Raw genomic sequence first — 20,745 nt, 5'->3', positions numbered from 1 at the left:
CTGACACTCCGGACGTCGCGGTCCATATCGACGCCGAGATGATCACGTTTTGCCGCCATGACGACGCCGAATGGTTTCTCCGCCCGGGTTGGCTTCAGGCGTCCGCCGGGTCCGGTAGTGCCGTTTTCTTGGTTGGCGGGGCATCACTTTTCGGTGTGTTTCGCGCCTCAGTCTGGCGACTCGTCTCGTGCTGGTCAATCCTGGCCGGCACGAGAAGTCACGAGATCTACATGGAATCTCCATGGGGTCGAGACGGAATCTCCATGAGATCTACACGGCCCGGCGGCATCTGATTCCGGTGAACCGGCGGAACCGGAAACTGACGAATCTCGACCGGTGCCGGAATGGTGCATCCCGGGTGAGGTGTGATCCCGCCGTCGACCTCATGGCCGCTTGTCCGCATGCCCGACGCGAGCTGGCCCTGTCTGCGCCCTTGGCCGGGGAATCGACTCGTCTTCACGGCCTGGTGCCGCAGGCCGCCCGGCAGCACGGCCCATGGTCGGGTCAGCCGGCGTCCGCGAGTGCGGCGCGTAGCACGCCCACGCCGGCCGGGGTCGCCTGTTCCCGGTTCGCCGGGTCGGCGGAGTAGATGACGCCGTAGGCCGGCGTGTCCGGCTGGAAGCGCCAGCTGTCGGCGAGTGTGCCCGCGTCCACAGTGTCGTAGCCGATCCGGTCCAGGAAGTCGGTCACGGTGGCCTTGGCCTCGGGGTCGTCGCCGGCGATCGGCAGCGCGCTGCGGTCGGCGGCGTCGCCGGGCCGGGCCAGGGTGAGCAGGTACCTGAAGAAGATGTTGTTGAACGCCTTCACCACCCGGGACTGCGGCAGGTGGCGTTGCAGTAGCTCACTGCTGGTGACGCTGCCCTCGTCCAGCTCGGGGATCTGGCCGTCCCGCTGCGGGTAGTAGTTGTTGGTGTCGACGACGACCTTGCCGGCCAGGGGCTCGGCCGGCACGGACCGGTACGACTTGAGCGGAATGGTGACCACCACCAGGTCACCGGCGCGAGCCGCCGCCTCGACGGTGCCGGCGCTCGCCTGCGGCCCCAGCTCATCGACCAGGTCGGTCAGGGTCTCCGGCCCGCGTGAGTTGCTCAACACCACGTCGTACCCGGCGTTCACGGCCAGCCGTGCCACGGTCCCGCCGATGTGCCCGCTGCCGATCAACCCCACCGTCGCCATACCTCACCCCTCCACCCGCGCTGACCCATCCCGAACCTACGTCTCCCCGCCCCTACCCGCCCCCTACCCGCCCTCCTCCCGCCCTCTTCGTCGATCATGCAGTTCGGGTCGGTCCATAAGGGTGCTAAAGCCCCAAAAGAGCGACCACAACTGCATGATCGACGAAGAGGGCGGCTGGTTACCTGGGGAGGTTCTTGTCGATGGTGGCGCGGAGGGTGGGGTCGTCGGGGGTCACCGTGGGGGCGAAGCGGGCGGCGACGGAGCCGTCGGGGGCGACGAGGAACTTCTCGAAGTTCCAGCGGACGTCGCCGGTGTGGCCGTCGGCGTCGGCGGTGTCCACCAGGGCCGCGTACAGGGGGTGGCGGTCGGGCCCGTTGACGTCGACCTTCTCCGTGATCGGGAAGGTCACCCCATAGTTGACCTGGCAGAACTCGCTGATCTCCGCCGCGCTGCCGGGCTCCTGGCCGGCGAACTGGTTGCACGGCACGCCGAGCACGGTCAGTCCGCGATCGGCGTACTCGTCCTGAACGGCCTGTAGGCCCGCGTACTGCGGGGTGAGGCCGCAGCGCGAGGCGACGTTGACGATCAGCAGGGCGCGTCCGCGGTACTGGGCGAGGTCGGCCGGGCCACCGGCGAGGGCACCGATCGGGATGTCGAAGACGGTCATGCCTCCGAGGCTAGCGCCGCGCCGACGGGCGGGGGCGATCCGGGCAGCGCGAAGTTACCGATCGGTATCCGACCTTTGACCGGCGGTGACGTTGGGGAGAGTCCAATCTGGCCTCCTCGCCGAATCGATACATGGACATCTTGACGAAGTGGTGGCGTGTGAGTAGCGTCTCCTCATCCTTTTGGAAAGTTTCCTAACTGTTTGGAGACGCCACATGAAGAGATCGCTTCGCCGGGCCCTCTGGGTCGGCGCCGTGGTCGCGGTGACCGTCGCCACGGTCCCGATGGCCTCGGCGTTCGGCGCCGGAAGCGTGACCACCTCGTTCACCCGGGTGTCGGACTGGGGGACGGGGCACGAAACGCGGGTCACCATCACCAACGGGTCGGACGCCAGCGTCAGCACCTGGCGTATCGAGTTCGAGCTGCCCTCGGGCACCAGCATCGGCAGCTCCTGGGACGCCGACGTCACCCGCAACGGCAACCGCTATGTGGCGGTCAAGAAGAGCTGGGCCGGTGCGCTGGCCCCGGGCGCCTCCTTCAGCTGGGGCTACAACGGCACCGGCCCGTACCGGGCGCCACTGAACTGCACCATCAACGGAGCGTCGTGCGGCGGCGGCAGCACGCCGCCGACCACCACCGCACCGCCCACCACGACCCCGCCCACGACCACGCCTCCCACGACCACCCCGCCGACCACCACGCCCCCGACCACCACGCCGCCGAATCCGGGCGCGCAGAAGGTGGTCGGGTACTTCGCCCAGTGGGGCGTCTACGCCCGCAACTACCACGTACGGAACATCCACACCAGCGGCTCGGCCGCGAAGCTGACCCACATCCTGTACGCCTTCGGCAACACCACGGGCGGCCGGTGCACCATCGGGGACAGCTACGCCGACTACGAGAAGGCGTACACCGCGGCGGAGAGCGTCGACGGCGTCGCCGACACCTGGGACCAGCCGCTGCGTGGCAGCTTCAACCAGCTGCGCAAGCTCAAGAGGATGTACCCGCACCTCAAGGTGATCTGGTCGTTCGGCGGCTGGACCTGGTCCGGCGGCTTCACCCAGGCCGCGCAGAACCCGACCGCCTTCGCCGACAGCTGCTACAACCTGGTCGAGGACCCGCGCTGGGCGGACGTCTTCGACGGCATCGACATCGACTGGGAGTACCCGAACGCCTGCGGCCTGACCTGTGACGCCAGCGGCCCGAACGCGTTCAAGAACGTGGCCAGCGCGCTGCGCGCCCGGTTCGGCTCGAACAACCTGGTCACCGCGGCGATCACCGCCGACGGCAGCAACGGCGGCAAGATCGACGCCACGGACTACGCCGGTGCCGCCACGCATCTCAACTGGATCATGCCGATGACGTACGACTACTTCGGCGCCTTCAACGCGCAGGGCCCGACCGCTCCGCACTCGCCGCTGTACTCGTACTCGGGCATCCCGCAGCAGGGCTTCTGGTCCGACGCGGCGATTCAGAAGCTCAAGAGCAAGGGCATCCCGGCCAACAAGCTGCTGCTCGGCGTCGGCTTCTACGGCCGTGGCTGGACCGGGGTCACCCAGTCCACGCCGGGCGGCACCGCCACCGGACCGGCACCGGGCACCTACGAGCAGGGCATCGAGGACTACAAGGTGCTCAAGAACACCTGCCCGGCCACCGGCACCGTCGCCGGCACGGCCTACGCCAAGTGCGGCAGCAACTGGTGGAGCTACGACACCCCGTCGACCATCGGCGGCAAGATGACGTACGCCAAGAACCAGGGCCTCGGTGGCGCCTTCTTCTGGGAGCTCTCCGGTGACACCAGCAACGGTGAGCTGATCAGCGCCATCAAGGGCGGCCTCGGCTGAGCCGACGGTCGACGCACCACCCACACGACGGGGAGGGGCCCCGCACCGGCCCCTCCCCGTCCGCTGTGCCCGGGGTCGATCTCGATGTCCGGGCGGCGGTGTGACAGACTCGCCGCTCGACCGTGTCTCGATGTCCGACGTCGAGGGAGGTGACGATGCGGGTCAGGTACCAGCGTCCGGCGGGCGTCGTCGCGCTGCTCGCCACCGTGCCCTTCGCGCTGGTCGGCTGTGGGCTCGTCGGTGGTGAGACCGAGGCGGAGCAGCCGGGGCGGGCGCCGGCCGAGGAGGCCATGCTGAGGTCCCGCGAGCGGGTCCAGGCGTACCTCGACGCGATGGCCGCCAAGGACGTGGCGGCCGGTCGTAGTCAGCTCTGCGCGGTGCTGCACGAGGCGTTCGATGCCGCCGCCACCGAGCCGAACGGCGACTTCGCCGACCACTTCGAGGTGTCGAAGTCCGAGATCACCGACATTCGACCCGGCCCGTCCGGGCAGGAGGTCAGCACCGCGGTAACGGTGACCGTCGGCAAGAAGGATGCGTCCCGCCCGCTGCTGTTCACCGTCACCCGCGACGGGCTCGACTGGTGCATCTCCGACGAACGGCCCGGCGCGCGCAGCCCGGCCCCGGCACCCACGCCCTGAGCTGCGCCACCCTCGCGGGTCGTCCATCTACCGGAACCCGGCCCCTCGCCGGTGGCCCACTCGGCCGGTCGCCGTACGCTGAACACCATGCGCCATGAGTGGCATCAGTTGAGTCATCCGGCGGTGGGCAGCCCGGTGCTGCAGACCAGCCGCCCGACCGTCGACTCCGCCGAGGACGAGGCCCTCGGCCTGGACCGCTGGCGGGAACTGCCGCGTGCCCAGACCCCGCCCTGGCCCGACGAGGCCCAGGTCGCCGAGGTCTGCAAGGTGCTCGACACCGTGCCGTCGGTGGTCGCCCCCTACGAGGTCGATCAGTTGCGCCAGCGTCTGGCGTTGGTCTGCGAGGGCAAGGCGTTCCTGTTGCAGGGCGGTGACTGCGCGGAGACCTTCGCCGACAACACCGAGAGTCACCTGCTGGCCAACGCCCGCACGCTGTTGCAGATGGCCATCGTGCTGACCTACGGCGCGTCGTTGCCGGTGGTGAAGGTGGCCCGGGTGGCCGGGCAGTACACCAAGCCCCGATCGCTGCCGACCGACGCGCGGGGGCTGCCGGCCTACCGCGGCGACATGATCAACTCGCTGGAGGCCTCGCCGGAGGCGCGGGTCGCCGACCCGCAGCGCATGATCAGGGCGTACGCGAACTCGGCCGCCGCCATGAACATGTTGCGGGCCTATCTGGCCGGTGGCCTGGCCGACCTGCACGCGGTGCACGACTGGAACAAGGGCTTCGTGCGCAACTCCCCGGCCGGCGAGCGGTACGAGGCGATCGCCCGGGAGATCGACAGGGCCCTGGCGTTCATCCGCGCCTGCGGGATGACCGAGGACGACGCGTTGCGCACGGTCACCCTGTACTGCTCGCACGAGGCCCTGGCGTTGGAGTACGACCGGGCGTTGGCCCGGGTCTCCGGTGGCCGGCCGTACGGGCTTTCCGGGCACTTCCTGTGGATCGGTGAGCGCACCCGGCAGATCGACGGGGCGCACATCGACTTCATCTCCCGCATCGCCAACCCGATCGGGGTCAAGCTCGGCCCGACCACCACTCCGGACCAGGCAATCGAGCTGTGCGAGAAGCTGAACCCGGACAACGTCCCCGGCCGGCTCACCCTGATCAGCCGGATGGGCAACCACAAGGTCCGCGACGCGCTGCCGCCGATCGTCGCCAAGGTGACCGCCGCCGGAGCCAAGGTGGTGTGGCAGTGCGACCCGATGCACGGCAACACCCACGAGTCGTCCAACGGCTACAAGACGCGCCACTTCGATCGGATCGTCGACGAGGTGCTGGGCTACTTCGAGGTGCACCGTGGCCTGGAGACCCATCCCGGCGGTCTGCACGTCGAGTTGACCGGCGAGGACGTCACCGAGTGCCTCGGCGGCGCTCAGGGCATCGCCGACCTCGACCTGCCCGGCCGTTACGAGACCGCCTGCGACCCCCGGCTGAACACCCAGCAGTCGCTGGAGCTGGCCTTCCTCGTCGCGGAGATGCTCCGTGGCTGACGCGAGGAGTGAGCTTGCGAGCCCCGCAGTCGGCGGCCGAAGGAATGACTGTGGCTGACGCGAGGAGTGAGCTTGCGAGCCCCGCAGTCGGCGGCCGAAGGAATGACTGTGGCTGACGCGAGGAGTGAGCTTGCGAGCCCCGCAGTCGGCGGCCGAAGGAATGACTGTGGCTGACGCGAGGAGTGAGCTTGCGAGCCCCGCAGTCGGCGGCCGAAGGAATGACTGTGGCTGACGCGAGGAGTGAGCTTGCGAGCCCCGCAGTCGGCGGCCGAAGGAATGACTGTGGCTGACCTGGTCGACCTGCGTTCGGACACGGTGACCCGGCCCACTGCCGCGATGCGGGAGGCCATGGCCGGTGCCGAGGTGGGTGACGACGTCTACGGCGAGGACCCGACGGTGCAGGCCCTGGAGGTCGAGGTCGCCGCGATGTTCGGGCACGAGGCGGCGTTGTTCTGTCCGAGCGGGTCGATGGCCAACCAGATCGCCCTGCAACTGCTGGTGCCGCCCGGCTCGGAGCTGCTCTGTGACGCCGACGCGCACGTGGTCACGTACGAGCTGGGGGCCGCCGCCGCGTATGGCGGGGTCACCTCACGGACCTGGCCTGCGGTGGGCGTCCAGCTCGACCCCGACGTGGTCGCCGGCATGGTGCGTCCCGACGGCTACTGGGCGGTGCCCACCCGGGCGATCGCGGTGGAGCAGACCCACAACCGTGGTGGCGGTGGGGTGATTCCCCTCGACGTGCTGCGCGAGCTGCGTCGGGTCGCGGACCACGGGCAGTTGGCGCTGCACTGCGACGGTGCTCGGATCTGGCACGCGCATGTCGCCGACGGGGTGCCGCTGGGCACCTACGGCGCGTTGTTCGACACCCTGTCGGTCTGCCTGTCCAAGGGGCTCGGCGCGCCGGTCGGATCACTGGTCGTGGGCGCTGCCGACCGGATCGAACGGGGTCGGGTGATCCGTAAGCGGATGGGTGGTGGGATGCGGCAGGCCGGCATCCTGGCCGCCGCCGGTCGGTACGCCCTGGCTCACCACGTCGAGCGCCTTGCTGCGGACCACGCGAGGGCGGCCCGGCTGGCGGCGGCGGTCGCCCCGTTCGGGGTGCTGGCCGGCACGGTGCGCACCAACATCGTTCCGCTGGATCTGACCAAGGCCCCGCTGGACGCGCCCACGTTGGCCGCCGCCACCCGCGCCGAGGGAGTGCTGATTTCGGTGCTCGGTCCCCGCACGGCCCGCCTGGTCACCCACCTGGACGTCACCGACACCCAGGTCGACCAGGCCATCACCACCCTCACCCACATCCTCCGCCGCTAACCCCACCCACCCCACCCTGCCCCGTTGATCATGAGGTTAGCGGCACCCACAGAGATCAACATCGCCGCTAACCTCATGATCAACGAGGGAGGCGGGGAAGTTAGGGGCGGGGGAGGAGGCGGCGGAGGGTGGTGATGTCGGCGGCGTGGCCCTCGTGGCGTTCGGTGGGGGTCTCGACGAGGATCGGCACACCGGCGGTGGCCGGGTGACGCATCAGCTCGGCAAAAGCGGGCTCGCCGATCATGCCCTTGCCGATGTTCTCGTGCCGGTCCCGGGTGGAACCACACAGGTCCTTCGAGTCGTTCGCGTGGACCAGCCGTAGCCGGTCCGCCCCGACGGCGGTCACCAGGGCATCCAGCGTCGCGGTCATCCCGCCCTCGGCGGCCAGGTCGTGCCCGGCTGCCCAGGCGTGGCAGGTGTCGAAGCAGACCCCGAGCTGCGGATGCCGGTCCACCGCGTCGAGGTACGGGCCGAGCTGCTCCACCCGACAGGCCAGTGACCGGCCGCCCCCGGCGCTCGGCTCGACCAGCAGCATCGGGCCGCCCGTGTCGGTGGCCGAGTCGAGCAGCGGCAGCAGCGACTCGCGTACCTGCCGCATGGCCGCGTCGGAGTGCCCGGCGTCCACCGCACTGCCGGCGTGGAAGACCACCCCGCGCGCGCCGATCGCGGCACCTCGGCGCAGCGCGTGCGCCAGGCTCTGGGCCGACCGCTCGACCGTTGCCTCGGTCGGTGAGCCGAGGTTGACCAGTAGCGACGCGTGGATGTAGACGGCGACGCCGCGCTCGGCGCAGCCGTCGCGGAACAGCGCGTCCTGCGCGGGGTCGCCGGCCGGCATCGCCCAGCCCCGGGAGTTGCCGACGTAGACCTGCGCCACCTCGGAGCCGGCTGCGTCGACGTACGGCAGCGCCGCCTTGGCCAGCCCTCCCGAGGTGGGCGTGTGTGATCCGATCGGCCGGTACCCGGCATCCGGCGTCGGCATCAGAAACACCCGATGGTGATCTGGGTGCCCGGCGCGACCTGGGCGTTCTCGTTCGGGTTCTGGAACCGGGTGACCGCGTTCGGGTTGAACTGCACCGCCACCGGGAATCCCTGGCTCTCCAGCACCTGCTTGGCCTGCTGGCAGGGCAGGTCGACGACGCGCGGCACGGTCACCAGCGGTGGGCCCTCGCTGACCTCCAGGCGGATCTGGGCGCCCTTCTCCACGCCGCCGCCAGCGGCCGGGCTCTGCCCGATCACCTCGTCACGCGGCTTGTCGGACTCCTTGCGCGTTGGCTCCACCAGCACCAGGCCGAGTTGCGCGATCTGGTTACGGGCGTCGTTGAGGTTCTTGCCGACCAGGTTCGGCACGGTGATCGGGGCCCGGCCCTTACTGAGGATGACGGTGATCTCGTCACCCGGCTTGACCTCTTCGCCCGCCTTCGGGTCGGTGGCCACCACGATGCCCTCGGGCAGGCTGTCGTCGTACCGGGCGGTGCCCTTGGCCACCTTGAGCTGGGCGCTGAGCAGGTCGGCCTCGGCCAGCGCGAACTCCTTGCCGACCACGTCCGGCAGCTCGAAGCGTTCCGGCCCGAGCGACAGGGTGAGGGTGATGGTGCCGCCCTTGAGGATCCGGGCGGAGGAGGCGGGGTCCTGGCCCAATACGCCGTCGCGGGGGATCTGGTCGTCATACCGAGGCTCGGCGTAGACCACGTCGAAGCCGGCCTGGGACGCCTGTGCCTCCGCCTCGGCCTTGGTCATGCTCACCAGTTGCGGCGCGGTGGTGTACCGACCGACGCCGAACCACCAGCCACCGAGCGCGGCCACCAGCCCGAGCACCACGACGACGGCCGCCACGGCGAGACGTCCCCCGCCCTGGCCGGTCAGCCGGGCGCCCAGCCCGGCCAGTCGGGCACGCAGATCGTCACCGCCGCTCGGCGTCGCCCGACGCCGACCGCGGGCGGGTGGACCCCCTTCCGGCAGGCGGGCCCAGGTCGGTCGCTCGGGCGGGCGTACGGGCGCGACCATCATCGTCGGTTGCGACACCGCCGGGCCGTCGGTCACCGGAGCGATCAGAGCGGTGTGGCTGTTCGGACTGCCCAGCCCGTCCCGGGCCACCTGCACCTCGGCCAGCAGCGTGCCGGCGTCGGCGGGGCGGGCCGACGGGTCGCGACGGGTGGCGCGGGCCACCAGGTCGTCGAGCACCCTCGGCAGGCCGGGCACCAGCGTCGACGGTGCGGGGACGTCCCGGTCGACGTGCTGCCAGGCGATGTCGATAGGCCGGTCACCGTCGTACGGCACCCGGCCGGTGAGCATCTCGAACAACACGATGCCCGTCGAGTAGACGTCGGTGCGGGCGTCGGCCCGGCCGTCGGTGACCAGCTCCGGAGCGACGTACGCCACCGTGGCCATCAACTGGTTTCCGCTGTCGTGGTCGGTGCTCGCCTCGACGGCCCGGGCCAGCCCGAAGTCGGTCACCTTGACCACACTGTCGACGAGGTTGGCCGGGCCGCCGCTGGGCGCCTCCGCGACCAGCACGTTCTCGGGTTTCACATCGCGGTGCACGAGGCCGGCCCGGTGAGCGGCGCCGATGGCCGCGAGCATCTGCTCGGTGATGGCCAGTGCCTCGTCCGGGTTGAGTCGGCGCCGCTCGGCCAGCACCTCGCGCAGGGTGCGGCCGCGGACGTACTCCATGACCAGGTAGGGCCGCCCGGCGTGGCTGCCCTGGTCGTAGACCGCCACCACGTTGGGGTGGGTGAGCCGGGCGATCGTCTTGGCCTCGTCGGTGAACCGGTCGACGAAGCTGGGCCGGCCGGCCTGGCCGGGTGTTCCCTGGGCGGAGTGGATGATCTTGACGGCGACGGTGCGTTCGAGCCGCTCGTCGGTGGCGGTGTACACGGTCGCCATGCCGCCGCGGGCCACGCGACCGCGAATGCGGTAGCGCCCGTCGATCAGCGAGCCCAGCAACGTGTCGGCGACCTGTGTGTCCATCAGCAGGCAGTCTATGTGTCGAGGGGACGAAGGTTGAACAGGATGCTACCGACAGGCTTCCCCGCCCGGGTCCGGCGCGCGCAGGGTGACGATTGCCCCTGCTCAGGGTGGTTGCCGGGAGGCCGTTGACCGGGCCCAGGGGTGGCGTGGCAGGGTGTTGCGCGTGACCGATTCCGTACCCGCCGAGGGCGCCGCGCCCCTGGCCGGTCCCGCCGACGCGGCGGGCTGGCTGACCCTGCCGGACGTCGCCGAGCGGCTCGACCTGCCGATCAGCAAGGTCCACCAGATGATCCGGGACCGGGAACTGATCGCGGTGCGCCGTGACGGTGTCCGCCGGATCCCGGCCGACCTGGTGGCCAACCGGACCGTGCTCAAACACCTGCCGGGCGTGCTCACCCTGCTGGCCGACGCCGGTTACGACGACGAGGCCGCACTGCGCTGGCTCTACGAGCCCGACGACACGTTGGCCGGTGGCACCTCCGCAGCCGCCCTCGGCGGCGATCAGGCCCGCGAGGTCAAGCGTCGCGCTCAGGCCCTGGGCTTCTGACCGAGAGTCAGTCGGCGCGGCGGGTGGCGGCGATGGCCAGGTCCACCAGCGCCTGCCGGGCCTCGGTGTCGAGGTCGACAGCGGTGAGCGCGGCGAGCGCCGTGTCGGTCAGGGTGACGATGCGCTGCTCGGTACGGGACAGCGCGCCGGTGTCGACGATCAGCTCCCGCAGCCGCGCCACCCCGGTGGCATCCAACCCGCCGTCGCCGAGGCCACCGAGCAGCAACGCACGACCGGTGTCGTCGGCCACCTCCAGAGCCGCCGCCACCAGGTAGGTCCGTTTGCCCTCGCGCAGGTCGTCGCCGGCCGGCTTGCCGGTCTGCGCCGGGTCGCCGAAGACACCCAGCACATCGTCGCGCAACTGGAAGGCCTCACCCAACGGCAGGCCGTACGCCGAGTAGGCGATGCGTACGTCGGCGGGGGCATCGGCCAGCGCCGCGCCGATCAGCAGGGGCCGTTCCACGGTGTACTTGGCTGACTTGTACCGGGCGACCTTGCCGGCCCGCTCCAGCGAGGTGTCGCCGGTGGCCTGGGTCAGCACGTCGAGGTACTGCCCGATGGTGACCTCGGTGCGCATCTCGTCGAAGTCCGGTCGGGCGCGGGCCACCGTCCGGGGGTCGAGTCCGGCGGAGTGCAGCAGTTCGTCGGACCAGACCAGGCACAGGTCGCCCAGCAGGACCGCCGCGGCGTCACCGAAGCCGTCCGGGTCGCCACCCCAACCCGCTGAGCGGTGCCGCGTGGCGAACCGCCGGTGCACCGCGGGCTCACCCCGTCGGGTGTCCGAGCGGTCCATCAGGTCGTCGTGGATCAGGGCGCTGGCCTGCACGAATTCGAGCGAGGCGAGGGCGGTCACCACCGGGTCGGTGTCCACCCCGCCGGCACCCCGGTAGCCCCAGTAGGCGAAGGCCGGCCGCAGCCGCTTGCCACCACCCAGCACGAACGCCTCGATCGCCTCGGCGACCGGCACCAGGGCGTCGTCGACGTCGGTCATCCAGGCGCGACGGCCGGCGAGGAAGTCCGACAGCGCCTTGTCGACCCGCTGGCGCAGGCTGGCACGGTCGACGGGGGAGACGGGAGCAGCATGGGTCACGCCCCGACGCTAATGGGTAGGGGTGCGCCGCGACGACCCACCCGCCCTTCGGCGCGTCGGGGCCAACTGCTGGTCGCGGCCGGATCGGTGCCCTGCCGGAGGGGCGGGGTCGACGATCGACGCTGAGCGCCCGGCGAGTTGTGACCGGGTCACCATCGGGCCGAGCGGCGGTTGGCCGGGCGAGGGCTGTGACACCGGGGCCGGCGGGCACGCCCGCCGGGCCGGGCCGCCGTACCGACGGTTGTGGCGGCGGGGCGGGTCGGCCTGGCCGCCGGGCCGGTGGATCTGCCTGCCGGATCAGTGGGTGTGCCGGATTCGATCGACAGGGCGTCCGGCCCGGTGGCCAGCGGGCTCGCCGGCGCCGCGAGCACCAGGGCCAGCCAGCCACGCCAGAACCGGCCCGGCACCCGCACCTGCCGCTCCCACCGAGAAACCTCGTGCCGGCTCAGCGTGGACACTCCGGCGGCGGCGCAGAGTTCTGCCGCGAGGCGGGACTGGCTCCAGCCCTTGGCGAGTCGTAACCGGGCCACCATCGGGCCGAGCGGCGGTCGGCTGGGCGGGGGGTGTGACATCGGGGCCTCCGGGGCCGGTCGGCGTGGCGGTGATCCGACCCACCCGTACGGGAGATGCCGGTGCGCACCGATCTGCTGCTGACCCCCGCGCGGCCCCCAGGTGCGGACTCGGCCGCATCCGCGCCAGGCGTGCACGTTAGCCGGCAGGTGCGACAGTTCCTGAACGCGGCACGCGTCCCCACCGCTGGGAAGCCGGTAGGGGTGTCCGGCCCGGCCCGCTAGAGTCGGTGCGTGGCGCTCGGTCTTCCCTCGGTCCTCCCGAATCCGCAACCGGCGATCGGGGAGCTGGTCCGCGACTGCCAGCCGACCTTCTCCTTCGAGTTCATGCCGCCGAAGACGGAGCAGGGCGAGCGGCAGTTGTGGCAGGCCATCCGCGAGCTGGAGCCCCTGCGTCCGTCGTTCGTCTCGATCACCTACGGTGCCGGCGGCTCGACCCGGGACACCACGGTCGCGGTCACCGAGCGGATCGCCACCGAGACCACCCTGCTGCCGATGGCCCACCTGACGGCGGTCAACCATTCCGTCGCCGAGTTGCGGCACGTGATCGGCCGGCTGGCCGGCGTCGGGGTACGCAACGTGCTGGTGGTACGCGGCGACCCGCCGGGCGACCCCACCGGCGAGTGGATCCCGCACCCCGACGGCGTGCACTACGCCGAGGACCTCGTCCGGCTGGTCCGTCGCTCCGGCGACTTCAGCGTCGGTGTCGCCGCCTTTCCCTACCGGCATCCGCGCTCACCGGACGTCGCCGCCGACACCGAGTATTTCGTGCGCAAGTGCCGGGCCGGCGCGGATTTCGCGATCACCCAGATGTTCTTCGACGCCGACGAGTATCTTCGGCTGCGTGACCGGGTGGCCGCCGCCGGCTGCGACACCCCGATCCTGGCCGGGGTGATGCCGGTGACCCGGATCGGCACCATCGAGCGCTCCGTGCAGCTGTCCGGGGCGCCCTTCCCGCCCGCGCTGGCCGCGCGGTTCGAGCGGGTCGCCGACGATCCGGAGGCGGTCCGCCGGCTCGGCATCGAGCAGACCAGCGAGATGTGCCGCCGGCTGCTCGACGAGGGGGTCCCGGGAATACACTTCATCACCTTCAACCGGTCGACCGCGACCCGGGAAATATGGCAGAACCTGCGGGTGGGCGCCGCGACGTGACACCCGGCGCGCGACACCTCGGCGCTGTCGCGACGGTTGAACCGTGGTGGGCAGACAGCTGAACTGGAACGAGTACGCCACGGCGTGGGCCCGGCTGCACGGCGGGTTCGATCCCCGGGCCGCCACTCCGGTGGTACGTGGCTGGCTGCGCTTCTCCTATCACATCGGGTTCCTGCTGGGCCGGCTACGGGTCGGCCCGACCGCGGTCACGGTGGTCGGGGTCCTGCTCTGTCTCTGCGTACCGCTGTTCGCGGTCCGCTCGGGCGACGGGCCGTTCCTGGGTGCGCTGTTCGTGCTGCTCGCCTCGGTGGCCGACAGCGTCGACGGTGCGGTGGCCGTGGCCACCGGCCGCACCACCCGGCTCGGCTACGTCTACGATTCGCTGGCCGACCGGATCGGCGAGGCCGCCTGGCTGGTGGCGTTCTGGCTGGTCGGCGCGCCGGGGGCGCTGGTCGCCGCAGGTGGCGCGCTCTCCTGGCTGCACGAGTACGTCCGAGCCCGCGCAGTCGCCGCCGGCATGCGGGAGATCGGCGCGGTCACCGTGGGGGAGCGACCCACCCGGGTCTGTGTGGCCGTGGCGGGCCTGCTGCTGGCCGGCCTGAGTGGACTGATCGAGGTGGACCTGGCCGCAGGCACCATCACCATGGCGACCGCGGTCTGGGTGCTGCTCGCCGCCTTCGGGCTGGGACAGCTGCTCTCCGCGGTGCGCCGGGCACTTGTCGACGCCGGCTGAGCTACCAGGCCGGGCCGATCGCGTCGGCGACGATCTGCGCGGACAGGGTCACCATCGGCAGACCACCGCCGGGATGGCTGGAGCCGCCGACCAGCCACAGTCCCCGGGCCGGTCCCCGGTTGGCCGGCCGGAGCAGGCCACCGGCCGTGCCGTAGATGGTGCCGCCCGGCGCGCCGGTGGCGGCGGCCAGCTCGGCCGGGGTACGCACGTCGCGGAACACCAGCCGGTCGCGTACGTCCACGCCGCGTTCGGCCAGCACGTCGAGGATCCGATCGGCGTACGCCTGGGCGAGCCCCGGCCGGCGCCAGTCGATCGCTCCCGGGGCGGTGCCCTGACGGGCGGCGTTGACCAGCACGAACCATGCCTCGTGCCCGGCCGGGCGGACGGCCGGGTCGTTCGCCACGGTGACGAAGACCGTCGGGTCGGCGGCCGGGCGGGCCCGCACCCCCCGTCCCGGATCACCGAAGACCGCGTCGAACTCGGCGTCGTAGTCGGACGGGAAGAAGACGTTGTGGTGGGCCAGACCGGAGTCGCCGCGTACGCCGAGCAGCAGCACGAATCCGGCCAGGCTGCGGTCGGTGAGCCCGGCCAGCCGGCGCGCGTCGGGCAGCAGGTCACGGTAGACGCTGAGCGCGTCGACATTGGCCACCACCACGTCGGCCGGGATCGGGGTGGTCGAGTCGGCGACGCGTACCCCGTGCACCCGGCCGCCCACCGCGTCGATCCGGGTCACCGTGGTGCCGGTGCGCACCACCACCCCCAGGTCCAGACAGCGCGACAGCAGCGCGTCGGCGAGGGTGCCCAGCCCGCCGCGCAGGTACCAGCCGCCGAAGGCCAGCTCGGCGTAGGGGACCGCGACCAGCGCGGCGGGCGCCCGGCGCGGGTCTGCGCCGGTGTAGGTGGCGTACCGGTCCAGCAGCATTCGCAGTCGCGGGTCGGAGATCAGGCTGCGGCCCAGCCCGCGCAGGCTCTGGCCGGGTCGGATCGCGGCCAGGTCGCGCAGCCGCCAGGCGAGCCGGGCCAGGTCGCGGGGGGAGTCGACCCGGCGACGCAGGATGTCGCGTTCCGAGGCGTGCCACACCCGGGCGGCGCGCCGCCACAACCGCTGCCAGTCGCCGGCGGCCCGGTCGCCGAGGGTCGCGCCGATCCGGGCGGCGAACTCGGCCGGGTCGGCGCAGGAGTCGAGCACCGGGCCGCCACCGGGGAAGACGTGCCGCACGATCGGGTCCAGCGGTACCAGGTCGAGGTACTCGTCGAGCTTCGCCCCGGTCGCCTCGAACAGCTCGTGGAAGACCTCGGGCAGAGTCAACAGGCTGGGGCCGGTGTCGAAGTGGAACGCGCCCTCAAGGGTGTCCCGGCGGTGCCGCCCCAGCTTGCCGCCCACCTCCTCGGCGCGTTCCAGAACGGTCACCTGGTGTCCGGTGACGGCCAGCCGGGCCGCGGTGGCCAGCCCACCCACCCCGGCACCGACCACCACGATCCGCGCCATGCCGCGTCCTCCCAGGCCCTAGCCGACCGGACGGCCACGCCAGGACAGGCGTCGCCGCTTGCGCAGATGGTACGACCGCAGGGTCAGCCAACCGAGGACCGCGACCGACACGGGGTGGCCCAGCGCGTCGGGCCAGGCCCGGCCGCCGGTGGCCCGGGCGCTGACCACCCGCCCGGCCACCCCCGCCAGGTACGCGCCGACGGCGACCCCGGCCACCGTCGGGGCACCGGCGAGCAGCGCCGCGCCGGCCACCAGCGGTGGTGCGGTGTAGAGCGCCAGCAGCACGGTCAGCACCGCAGCCGCGGCGCTCGGGTGCCCGAACGAGGCCCACAGCGACTTGGTGTAGCCGTCGCGCAGCTGCGGCCAGTCCTCGTACATCCGGCAGCTGGCCAGCCGGGAGCCGTCGGCGAGGGCGATCCGGCCGCCGGCCCGCTTCACCGCCCGGCCCAGCTCGATGTCCTCCAGCACCTGGTCGGCGACCGCCGCGTGCCCGCCGGCCCGCAGGTAACCGACCCGGTCGACGACCAGGAACTGTCCGCCGGCCGCGGCCAGCGACGGTCGCGGCGAACGCTCCATCGCCCGCAGCGGCAGGAAGGTCAGCCACAGCCACTGCAACAGCGGCTGCACCAGCCGGTCGGCCACCGTCCGCACCACGATCCGTGGGTACGGCGACAGCAGCGTCGCCCCGGCGGCGCGCAGTTCGGTGACGGCCGCCGCCACGGCGTACGGTTCGAGCACCACGTCGGCGTCGACGAAGACCAGCGCGCTGGCCGAGTCCCCGACGCGGGTGGCCAACTGCCAGCAGGCGTGCGGCTTGCCCAGCCAGCCCGGCGGCGGGGTCACCCCGGTGAGCAGGGTGACCCGGGGGTCGTCGGCGACCACCGCGCGGACCACCTCGGCGGTGCCGTCGACCGAACCGTCGTCGAGCACCACGACGCGCAGCCCGGGCACGCCCCGCAGGGCGAGCAGGGCACGCAGGCACGGGGTGACCCGGTCGGCCTCGTCGCGCAGCGGCAGCAGCACCGCCACCGGCTCGCTGAGCTCCACCGCCCGGTCGGTCGGCCGGCGCAGCCAGCGGCCCGCGTTGACCACGGTGTGCGCGGTCAGCACGGTGACACCGAGGAGCAGGACCAGCGCGGCGATCATGCCGCCACGTCGACCGGGGAGCGTGGCGAACCGGTGTCCCGGTCGCGGGACCGCCGGGCCCGCAGCAGGGTGACGGCCAGCGGTACGGCGACCACCGCCATGCCGACCGCGCCCCACACCGCCGAGGCGGGCAGGCCGAGGAAGACGGCGTGGGCGAGCACGCTGGAGCCGTACGTCCACAGGTAGAGCGCGTACATCGGCTGGTCGCCGGTGCCGGTGGTGGCCACGGTGGGCCCGGCCAGCGGGCGCAGCGCGGTCATCATCAGCACCGCGAACAGCAGCCAGCCCAGGTAGTTGCTGACCGGAATGCCGGGCAGCCCGGGCAGGGCCGGCGTGGCGTCGCGCCACACCCAGTGACCCTCGGCCACCATCTGCGGGTCGAGGAAGAGGTCCCAGGCGGCCAACCCCACCGTGGCCAACGCGATGCGGCCCGGCCAGCGCCACCGACCGGACGACGCGCCGGTGAGCCGGGTGGCCGCCAACCAGGCGGGCCAGGCCATCCAGGTCCAGGCCAGCGGGATGATCAACGGTACTCCGGCCAGTTTCGGGCCCAGCTGGCCGGAGTAGTCGTAGCTGCCGAACGGGAAGCCGGTGGCCACGCCGAGCGCTTCGATGGCGAACCCACCACCGGTGGCCACCGCGACCAGCGCCGCCGCCGCCCGTGGCCCCCGGGTGGCCAGGGCGTGACCGACCGAGAGCAGGTAGCCGAGCACGACGGTGGCCACGGTCAGTCGGGCCCGGGTGACCCCGCCGGTCAGCGGGTAGCAGATCTGCGCCAGTACCAGCAGGGCCAGCAACGTCCAGGCGTAGCCGCGGGCCGGTGAGGATGCGGTCATGACCGCGCGGGCGGTGGGGTCGGCACCGACGGCGGTGGTGTCGATCCCGGCACGGGCAGCGGCAGATCCCGGCCGAGCACCCCGAACGGACGCTCGTCACCGGGGAAACGGAAGTCGCGCAACACGTCGAGGAAACCGAACCGACGGTACAGCCGCCAGGCGCGCGAGGTCTGCTCGTCGGCCTCCGGAGTGGACAGCAGGGTGGTGGCGTTCTCGGCCATGGTGAGCAGGGCGCGCAGTTGCCCGGCGCCCAACCCGTGCCCCTGGGCCGGTGGCCGCACGTGCAGCTCGACCACCTCGAAGCAGTCGGTCAGCCAGCGTCGCCGGGTGGGCTGGTCCAGCGCCCGCCAGACCTGGTCGTGCCACCACTGACCGGTGGCACCGACGTAGCCGTACCCGAAACCGGCCAGCTGACCGGAGCTGGTGAGGCTGGCCACGGCGCGAAAGCCGGGCCGACGTACGTGGGTGGCGATGTAGCCGCGGCGGGCCTCCAGCAGGTCGGCGCGGTAACCCATCGCCTCGCCGTAGACAGCCACCACGTCGTCCAGCCGCCGGAGGAGATCGTCCGGCGTCCACCGCACCAACCTCATGCCCGTTCACCCTTCGCCGGGTCACCGTCGTCGGTGGCCCACCCCAGTACCGTCCGGTCGCCGACCACGTCCCGCACCTCGAATCGGGCGAAGAGTTCCTCCGCGTACCACCGCTGGGTCTCCGTCCGGGTGATCGCGGCCCGGTGCTGCGGGTGACGGTACGCGAACGCCACGAGATCCGCCGGATCACGCCACACGCTCACCGTGCCCTGCCAGCCCAGGGGCGCCTCGCCGACGCCGAAGCGGGCCAGCAGCCCCGGTGCGGCGTGCAGGGCCGCGGCCACCGGCGGGACCGCCCGCCAGAAGGTGAGTGCCCGGGTCGGGCGTAGCCGCGCCCGGGTCAGCGCCAGCACCGGGCCGGTGACCCGGCCGCCGGCGGGCGCACCGAACGGCCGCCGGCCGGACCACTCACCCCGGCTGGTCAGCGGTCGCAGGTCGAGCCGGACACCCGCGTGGGCGAGACCGGACCAGGCCCGCGCCACCGGCGAGTCGACGAACCGGGCCGCCGCTGCGGGGGAGTCCCAGACCGTCAGCGCCGCCCACCGGGTCAGGTCCGCGTCGCCGGGCCCGAAGCCGGTGCCGGTCCCGGTGCCGAGCAGCTTGCCGAACCGGACGCCGGGCAGGGCCCGCAGCCGGCGCGGGTCGACCGCCATCCGGGTCAGCGCCCGGCCCACGGCGGCCGGCGCGATCCGCCACACGTGCAGGGTGACCAGGCCGGGGACGCTCTCCGGGTGCCTCACGCCGCCACCTCGCTGCGCTCGCCGCCGGCGCGAGGCACCACTGCGCTGTGCCTGATGGTTCGCTCGCTCCGCTCGTTCACGCCACGTCGGTCGGGGTCCCGCCGGTGACCCGGAGCAGTTCGGCGTACGTGGTGGGGAAGACCGCCTGCGGTACGCCACCGGCGGCCCAGATCTCGTCGTACTTGTCCAGGGCGGTGTCGACAAGCGTACGCAGCGGCTGCGGGTGGCCCACCGGGGCGACCCCGCCGATCACCTGCCCGGTGTGTTCCTTGACGAACTGCGGGGTGGCCCGGCGCAGCCGGGTGACGGCGAGCCGGGTGGCCAGGCCGGTGGTGTCCACCCGGTGCGCGCCGGAGGTGAGCACCAGCAGCGGTGCCCCGTCGGCGTCGAAGACGAGCGAGTTGGCGATGGCGCCGACGTCGACGCCGAGCGCCTCGGCGGCGGCTGCGGCGGTGTGCACGGCGTCGGGCAGCAGGCGGACCGTGGCGGGCGCGTCGGAGCCGTTCCGGGCGTTCGCGGCATCGAGCGCGTCCTGCACCGCTCGGACGTTCGAGTGTGACTGCATGTCGCCATTCTTCCCGGTACGCGGACCGCTCGCGCCACCGGCCACGGCACCCGGGAAGTCGGCGCGCGGCGATCACCAGGAGCGGCACGGGTTGCCGCGTCCCGGTGCCGGTCGCGTCGGGTCGGGTCGGGTCGGTCAGGCCAGCGTGCAGATGTGGCATGTGGCGGTATCCGGGCCGGTGAAGGCCGCGAGTTGCGGCGTCTCGCGGGACGCTGCTGATCCGAGCGACGTTGTCGGCACGTCACACGTTGCGTTTTTGTCGGCGGGAGGGTGTACTGTCAGCAGCAGTTAGAACGAGTGTTCGATTGCCTCGAACGTTCGTTCCAACCCCTCTCGGGGGCGGGTGTTTCGCGGCACCGGCCTCCGACAGGTGCGGTGCCGCGGACCGCACCTGGGCTCCGGGCAGTCGCGAGTCCGGGCCCGTCAGGCAGGCCGTCGTCCGCCGCCCAACGACCCCCGGGCGGCGGACGACGGACCCGCCGGTACGCCGGCCGGGTGTGGTGTGGGGAAGCTCCGCACCCGGCCGGCCACCCACCTGGTGTGTCTTCCTCCGCACCAACCGCCGCGAGCTGCCGCGTCGACGGCCCCGCTCCGTCGCGCGCCTGCCCGCCCCGGCTCATCTGGAGGAGACCATGCCGACCAGTCCGGCTCAGGCACCGACGGTGCCCGCGAACGTGCTGCCGCACCGTACTCCCGTCCAGTTGCTAGCGGTGGCCCGGCAGGGGCTCGCCGAGGCGGCCCGGACCGGCCCCGACGGCCTCCGGTACGCCGCCGCCCATCTCGCGGCCCTGCGCGCCGCCGCGGCGATGCTCGCCGCCCGCGCCCGTCCCGCACCCACCCGACGCCACCGGATCACCAGCGTCTGGGTCCTGCTCGCCAGCGTCGCCCCCGAGCTCGACGAGTGGGCCGGTTACTTCGCTCTCGGCGCCGGCAAACGGGCCGCCGCCGAGGCCGGCATTCCCCGGGTGGTGACCGCCCGGGAGGCCGACGACCTGCTCCGCGCCGCCGAGGAGTTCGTGACCGTGGTGGAGGCGGCACTCGGCCTGGCGCACCAGCCGGCGATCGACGGTCTCGCCGCCTGAGCCGCGGCGTCCGGCCACCGTTGGCGGGACCCTAGGGTGGCCGGACGCCGCCCCGCCACACACACGTTCTTCTGATCCACGACAGCACCATCCACGGGCCGGATGTCCGT

Annotated in this window: 20 protein-coding genes; 8 read left to right on the top strand and 12 right to left on the bottom strand. The window is 72.4% G+C overall.

Annotated elements, in window-relative coordinates; translation table 11 throughout:
* Nucleotides 1-504: 504 nt before the first annotated feature.
* Together O7601_RS27530 and O7601_RS27525 are read right to left on the bottom strand one after the other, a co-directional pair.
* The gene (locus tag O7601_RS27530; protein ID WP_281563960.1) at nt 505-1,176 is read right to left on the bottom strand and encodes an NADPH-dependent F420 reductase; all 672 of its coding nucleotides are present in this window, start codon (nt 1,174-1,176) and stop codon (nt 505-507) included.
* A 178-nt stretch (nt 1,177-1,354) separates the two neighbouring features.
* Nucleotides 1,355-1,843 carry a glutathione peroxidase gene (locus O7601_RS27525; protein WP_281563959.1) on the bottom strand — a complete coding sequence of 163 codons (489 nt, stop codon included), beginning with the start codon at nt 1,841-1,843 and terminating at the stop codon, nt 1,355-1,357.
* 214 nt (nt 1,844-2,057) lie between these two features.
* Here O7601_RS27525 and O7601_RS27520 point away from each other — a divergent pair, with 214 nt between their 5' ends.
* The 4 genes from O7601_RS27520 (at nt 2,058) to O7601_RS27505 (ending at nt 7,129) form a co-directional block, all read left to right on the top strand.
* Nucleotides 2,058-3,686, top strand: coding sequence for a glycosyl hydrolase family 18 protein (locus O7601_RS27520; protein ID WP_281563958.1), 1,629 nt, complete (start codon nt 2,058-2,060; stop codon nt 3,684-3,686).
* 155 nt (nt 3,687-3,841) lie between these two features.
* Nucleotides 3,842-4,324, top strand: a complete 483-nt coding sequence (locus tag O7601_RS27515) for a hypothetical protein (RefSeq protein WP_281563957.1) — start codon at nt 3,842-3,844, stop codon at nt 4,322-4,324.
* 87 nt (nt 4,325-4,411) lie between these two features.
* Nucleotides 4,412-5,818, top strand: coding sequence for a 3-deoxy-7-phosphoheptulonate synthase class II (locus O7601_RS27510; protein WP_281563956.1), 1,407 nt, complete (start codon nt 4,412-4,414; stop codon nt 5,816-5,818).
* 282 nt (nt 5,819-6,100) lie between these two features.
* Nucleotides 6,101-7,129 carry a GntG family PLP-dependent aldolase gene (locus O7601_RS27505; protein WP_281563955.1) on the top strand — a complete coding sequence of 343 codons (1,029 nt, stop codon included), beginning with the start codon at nt 6,101-6,103 and terminating at the stop codon, nt 7,127-7,129.
* A gap of 100 nt (nt 7,130-7,229) precedes the next feature.
* On the opposite strand, the gene O7601_RS27500 is transcribed toward O7601_RS27505, so the two are convergent.
* Nucleotides 7,230-8,108 carry a deoxyribonuclease IV gene (locus O7601_RS27500; protein WP_281563954.1) on the bottom strand — a complete coding sequence of 293 codons (879 nt, stop codon included), beginning with the start codon at nt 8,106-8,108 and terminating at the stop codon, nt 7,230-7,232.
* Entirely contained in the window at nt 8,108-10,096 is a 1,989-nt protein-coding gene (pknB, locus tag O7601_RS27495; protein WP_281563953.1) for a Stk1 family PASTA domain-containing Ser/Thr kinase, read from the bottom strand. The genes O7601_RS27500 and pknB overlap by 1 nt, the downstream gene beginning before the upstream one ends.
* 163 nt (nt 10,097-10,259) lie before the next feature.
* Between pknB and O7601_RS27490 the strand changes: the two genes are divergently transcribed.
* The gene (locus tag O7601_RS27490) at nt 10,260-10,643 is read left to right on the top strand and encodes an Rv2175c family DNA-binding protein (protein WP_281563952.1); all 384 of its coding nucleotides are present in this window, start codon (nt 10,260-10,262) and stop codon (nt 10,641-10,643) included.
* A gap of 7 nt (nt 10,644-10,650) precedes the next feature.
* Here the strand turns inward: O7601_RS27490 and O7601_RS27485 are convergent, their stop codons facing one another.
* Nucleotides 10,651-11,733, bottom strand: a complete 1,083-nt coding sequence (locus O7601_RS27485; RefSeq protein WP_281563951.1) for a polyprenyl synthetase family protein — start codon at nt 11,731-11,733, stop codon at nt 10,651-10,653.
* Between the two features lie 149 nt (nt 11,734-11,882).
* Complete coding sequence (locus O7601_RS27480; protein ID WP_281563950.1) at nt 11,883-12,305, bottom strand: hypothetical protein; 423 nt, start codon at nt 12,303-12,305, stop codon at nt 11,883-11,885.
* A gap of 231 nt (nt 12,306-12,536) precedes the next feature.
* Here O7601_RS27480 and metF point away from each other — a divergent pair, with 231 nt between their 5' ends.
* Complete coding sequence (gene metF, locus O7601_RS27475; protein WP_281563949.1) at nt 12,537-13,454, top strand: methylenetetrahydrofolate reductase [NAD(P)H]; 918 nt, start codon at nt 12,537-12,539, stop codon at nt 13,452-13,454.
* Nucleotides 13,455-13,497: 43 nt separating this feature from the next.
* Nucleotides 13,498-14,187: a CDP-alcohol phosphatidyltransferase family protein gene (locus O7601_RS27470; protein ID WP_281563948.1), complete on the top strand. Its 690-nt coding sequence runs from the start codon at nt 13,498-13,500 to the stop codon at nt 14,185-14,187.
* A gap of 1 nt (nt 14,188) precedes the next feature.
* On the opposite strand, the gene crtI is transcribed toward O7601_RS27470, so the two are convergent.
* From crtI to O7601_RS27440, 6 genes are all read right to left on the bottom strand, one after another.
* A complete protein-coding gene (gene crtI / locus O7601_RS27465; protein ID WP_281563947.1) occupies nt 14,189-15,676 on the bottom strand; it encodes a phytoene desaturase family protein in 1,488 nt (495 codons plus the stop codon).
* A gap of 18 nt (nt 15,677-15,694) precedes the next feature.
* The gene (locus O7601_RS27460) at nt 15,695-16,822 is read right to left on the bottom strand and encodes a glycosyltransferase family 2 protein (protein WP_281563946.1); all 1,128 of its coding nucleotides are present in this window, start codon (nt 16,820-16,822) and stop codon (nt 15,695-15,697) included.
* Nucleotides 16,819-17,658 (bottom strand): carotenoid biosynthesis protein, encoded by an 840-nt coding sequence (locus O7601_RS27455; RefSeq protein ID WP_281563945.1) that lies wholly within the window; start codon nt 17,656-17,658, stop codon nt 16,819-16,821. Before O7601_RS27455 ends, O7601_RS27460 begins: the two co-directional genes overlap by 4 nt.
* Nucleotides 17,655-18,248 (bottom strand): GNAT family N-acetyltransferase, encoded by a 594-nt coding sequence (locus O7601_RS27450; RefSeq protein ID WP_281563944.1) that lies wholly within the window; start codon nt 18,246-18,248, stop codon nt 17,655-17,657. The genes O7601_RS27455 and O7601_RS27450 overlap by 4 nt, the downstream gene beginning before the upstream one ends.
* Entirely contained in the window at nt 18,245-18,988 is a 744-nt protein-coding gene (locus O7601_RS27445; protein ID WP_281563943.1) for a monooxygenase, read from the bottom strand. The genes O7601_RS27450 and O7601_RS27445 overlap by 4 nt, the downstream gene beginning before the upstream one ends.
* Before the next feature lie 76 nt (nt 18,989-19,064).
* The gene (locus O7601_RS27440) at nt 19,065-19,553 is read right to left on the bottom strand and encodes a YbaK/EbsC family protein (protein ID WP_281563942.1); all 489 of its coding nucleotides are present in this window, start codon (nt 19,551-19,553) and stop codon (nt 19,065-19,067) included.
* A gap of 632 nt (nt 19,554-20,185) precedes the next feature.
* Here O7601_RS27440 and O7601_RS27435 point away from each other — a divergent pair.
* A complete protein-coding gene (locus O7601_RS27435) occupies nt 20,186-20,635 on the top strand; it encodes an SAV_6107 family HEPN domain-containing protein (RefSeq protein ID WP_281563941.1) in 450 nt (149 codons plus the stop codon).
* Nucleotides 20,636-20,745: the final 110 nt, after the last annotated feature.

It is taken from the genome of Verrucosispora sp. WMMD573 (assembly GCF_027497175.1).
GTDB lineage: Bacteria > Actinomycetota > Actinomycetes > Mycobacteriales > Micromonosporaceae > Micromonospora.
Note: the sequence above shows the minus strand (reverse complement) of the source record. Positions and strands in the feature narration are given on the sequence as shown.

What these genes read in the sequence shown, in the direction of transcription:
- crtI (WP_281563947.1), bottom strand. Translation starts at nt 15,676, where the DNA reads ATGGCGCGGATCGTGGTGGTCGGTGCCGGGGTGGGTGGGCTGGCCACC.
- O7601_RS27515 (WP_281563957.1), top strand. Translation starts at nt 3,842, where the DNA reads ATGCGGGTCAGGTACCAGCGTCCGGCGGGCGTCGTCGCGCTGCTCGCC.
- O7601_RS27435 (WP_281563941.1), top strand. Translation starts at nt 20,186, where the DNA reads ATGCCGACCAGTCCGGCTCAGGCACCGACGGTGCCCGCGAACGTGCTG.
- O7601_RS27500 (WP_281563954.1), bottom strand. Translation starts at nt 8,108, where the DNA reads ATGCCGACGCCGGATGCCGGGTACCGGCCGATCGGATCACACACGCCC.
- O7601_RS27440 (WP_281563942.1), bottom strand. Translation starts at nt 19,553, where the DNA reads ATGCAGTCACACTCGAACGTCCGAGCGGTGCAGGACGCGCTCGATGCC.
- O7601_RS27530 (WP_281563960.1), bottom strand. Translation starts at nt 1,176, where the DNA reads ATGGCGACGGTGGGGTTGATCGGCAGCGGGCACATCGGCGGGACCGTG.
- pknB (WP_281563953.1), bottom strand. Translation starts at nt 10,096, where the DNA reads ATGGACACACAGGTCGCCGACACGTTGCTGGGCTCGCTGATCGACGGG.
- O7601_RS27455 (WP_281563945.1), bottom strand. Translation starts at nt 17,658, where the DNA reads ATGACCGCATCCTCACCGGCCCGCGGCTACGCCTGGACGTTGCTGGCC.
- O7601_RS27450 (WP_281563944.1), bottom strand. Translation starts at nt 18,248, where the DNA reads ATGAGGTTGGTGCGGTGGACGCCGGACGATCTCCTCCGGCGGCTGGAC.
- O7601_RS27520 (WP_281563958.1), top strand. Translation starts at nt 2,058, where the DNA reads ATGAAGAGATCGCTTCGCCGGGCCCTCTGGGTCGGCGCCGTGGTCGCG.
- O7601_RS27525 (WP_281563959.1), bottom strand. Translation starts at nt 1,843, where the DNA reads ATGACCGTCTTCGACATCCCGATCGGTGCCCTCGCCGGTGGCCCGGCC.
- O7601_RS27510 (WP_281563956.1), top strand. Translation starts at nt 4,412, where the DNA reads ATGCGCCATGAGTGGCATCAGTTGAGTCATCCGGCGGTGGGCAGCCCG.
- O7601_RS27480 (WP_281563950.1), bottom strand. Translation starts at nt 12,305, where the DNA reads ATGTCACACCCCCCGCCCAGCCGACCGCCGCTCGGCCCGATGGTGGCC.
- O7601_RS27460 (WP_281563946.1), bottom strand. Translation starts at nt 16,822, where the DNA reads ATGATCGCCGCGCTGGTCCTGCTCCTCGGTGTCACCGTGCTGACCGCG.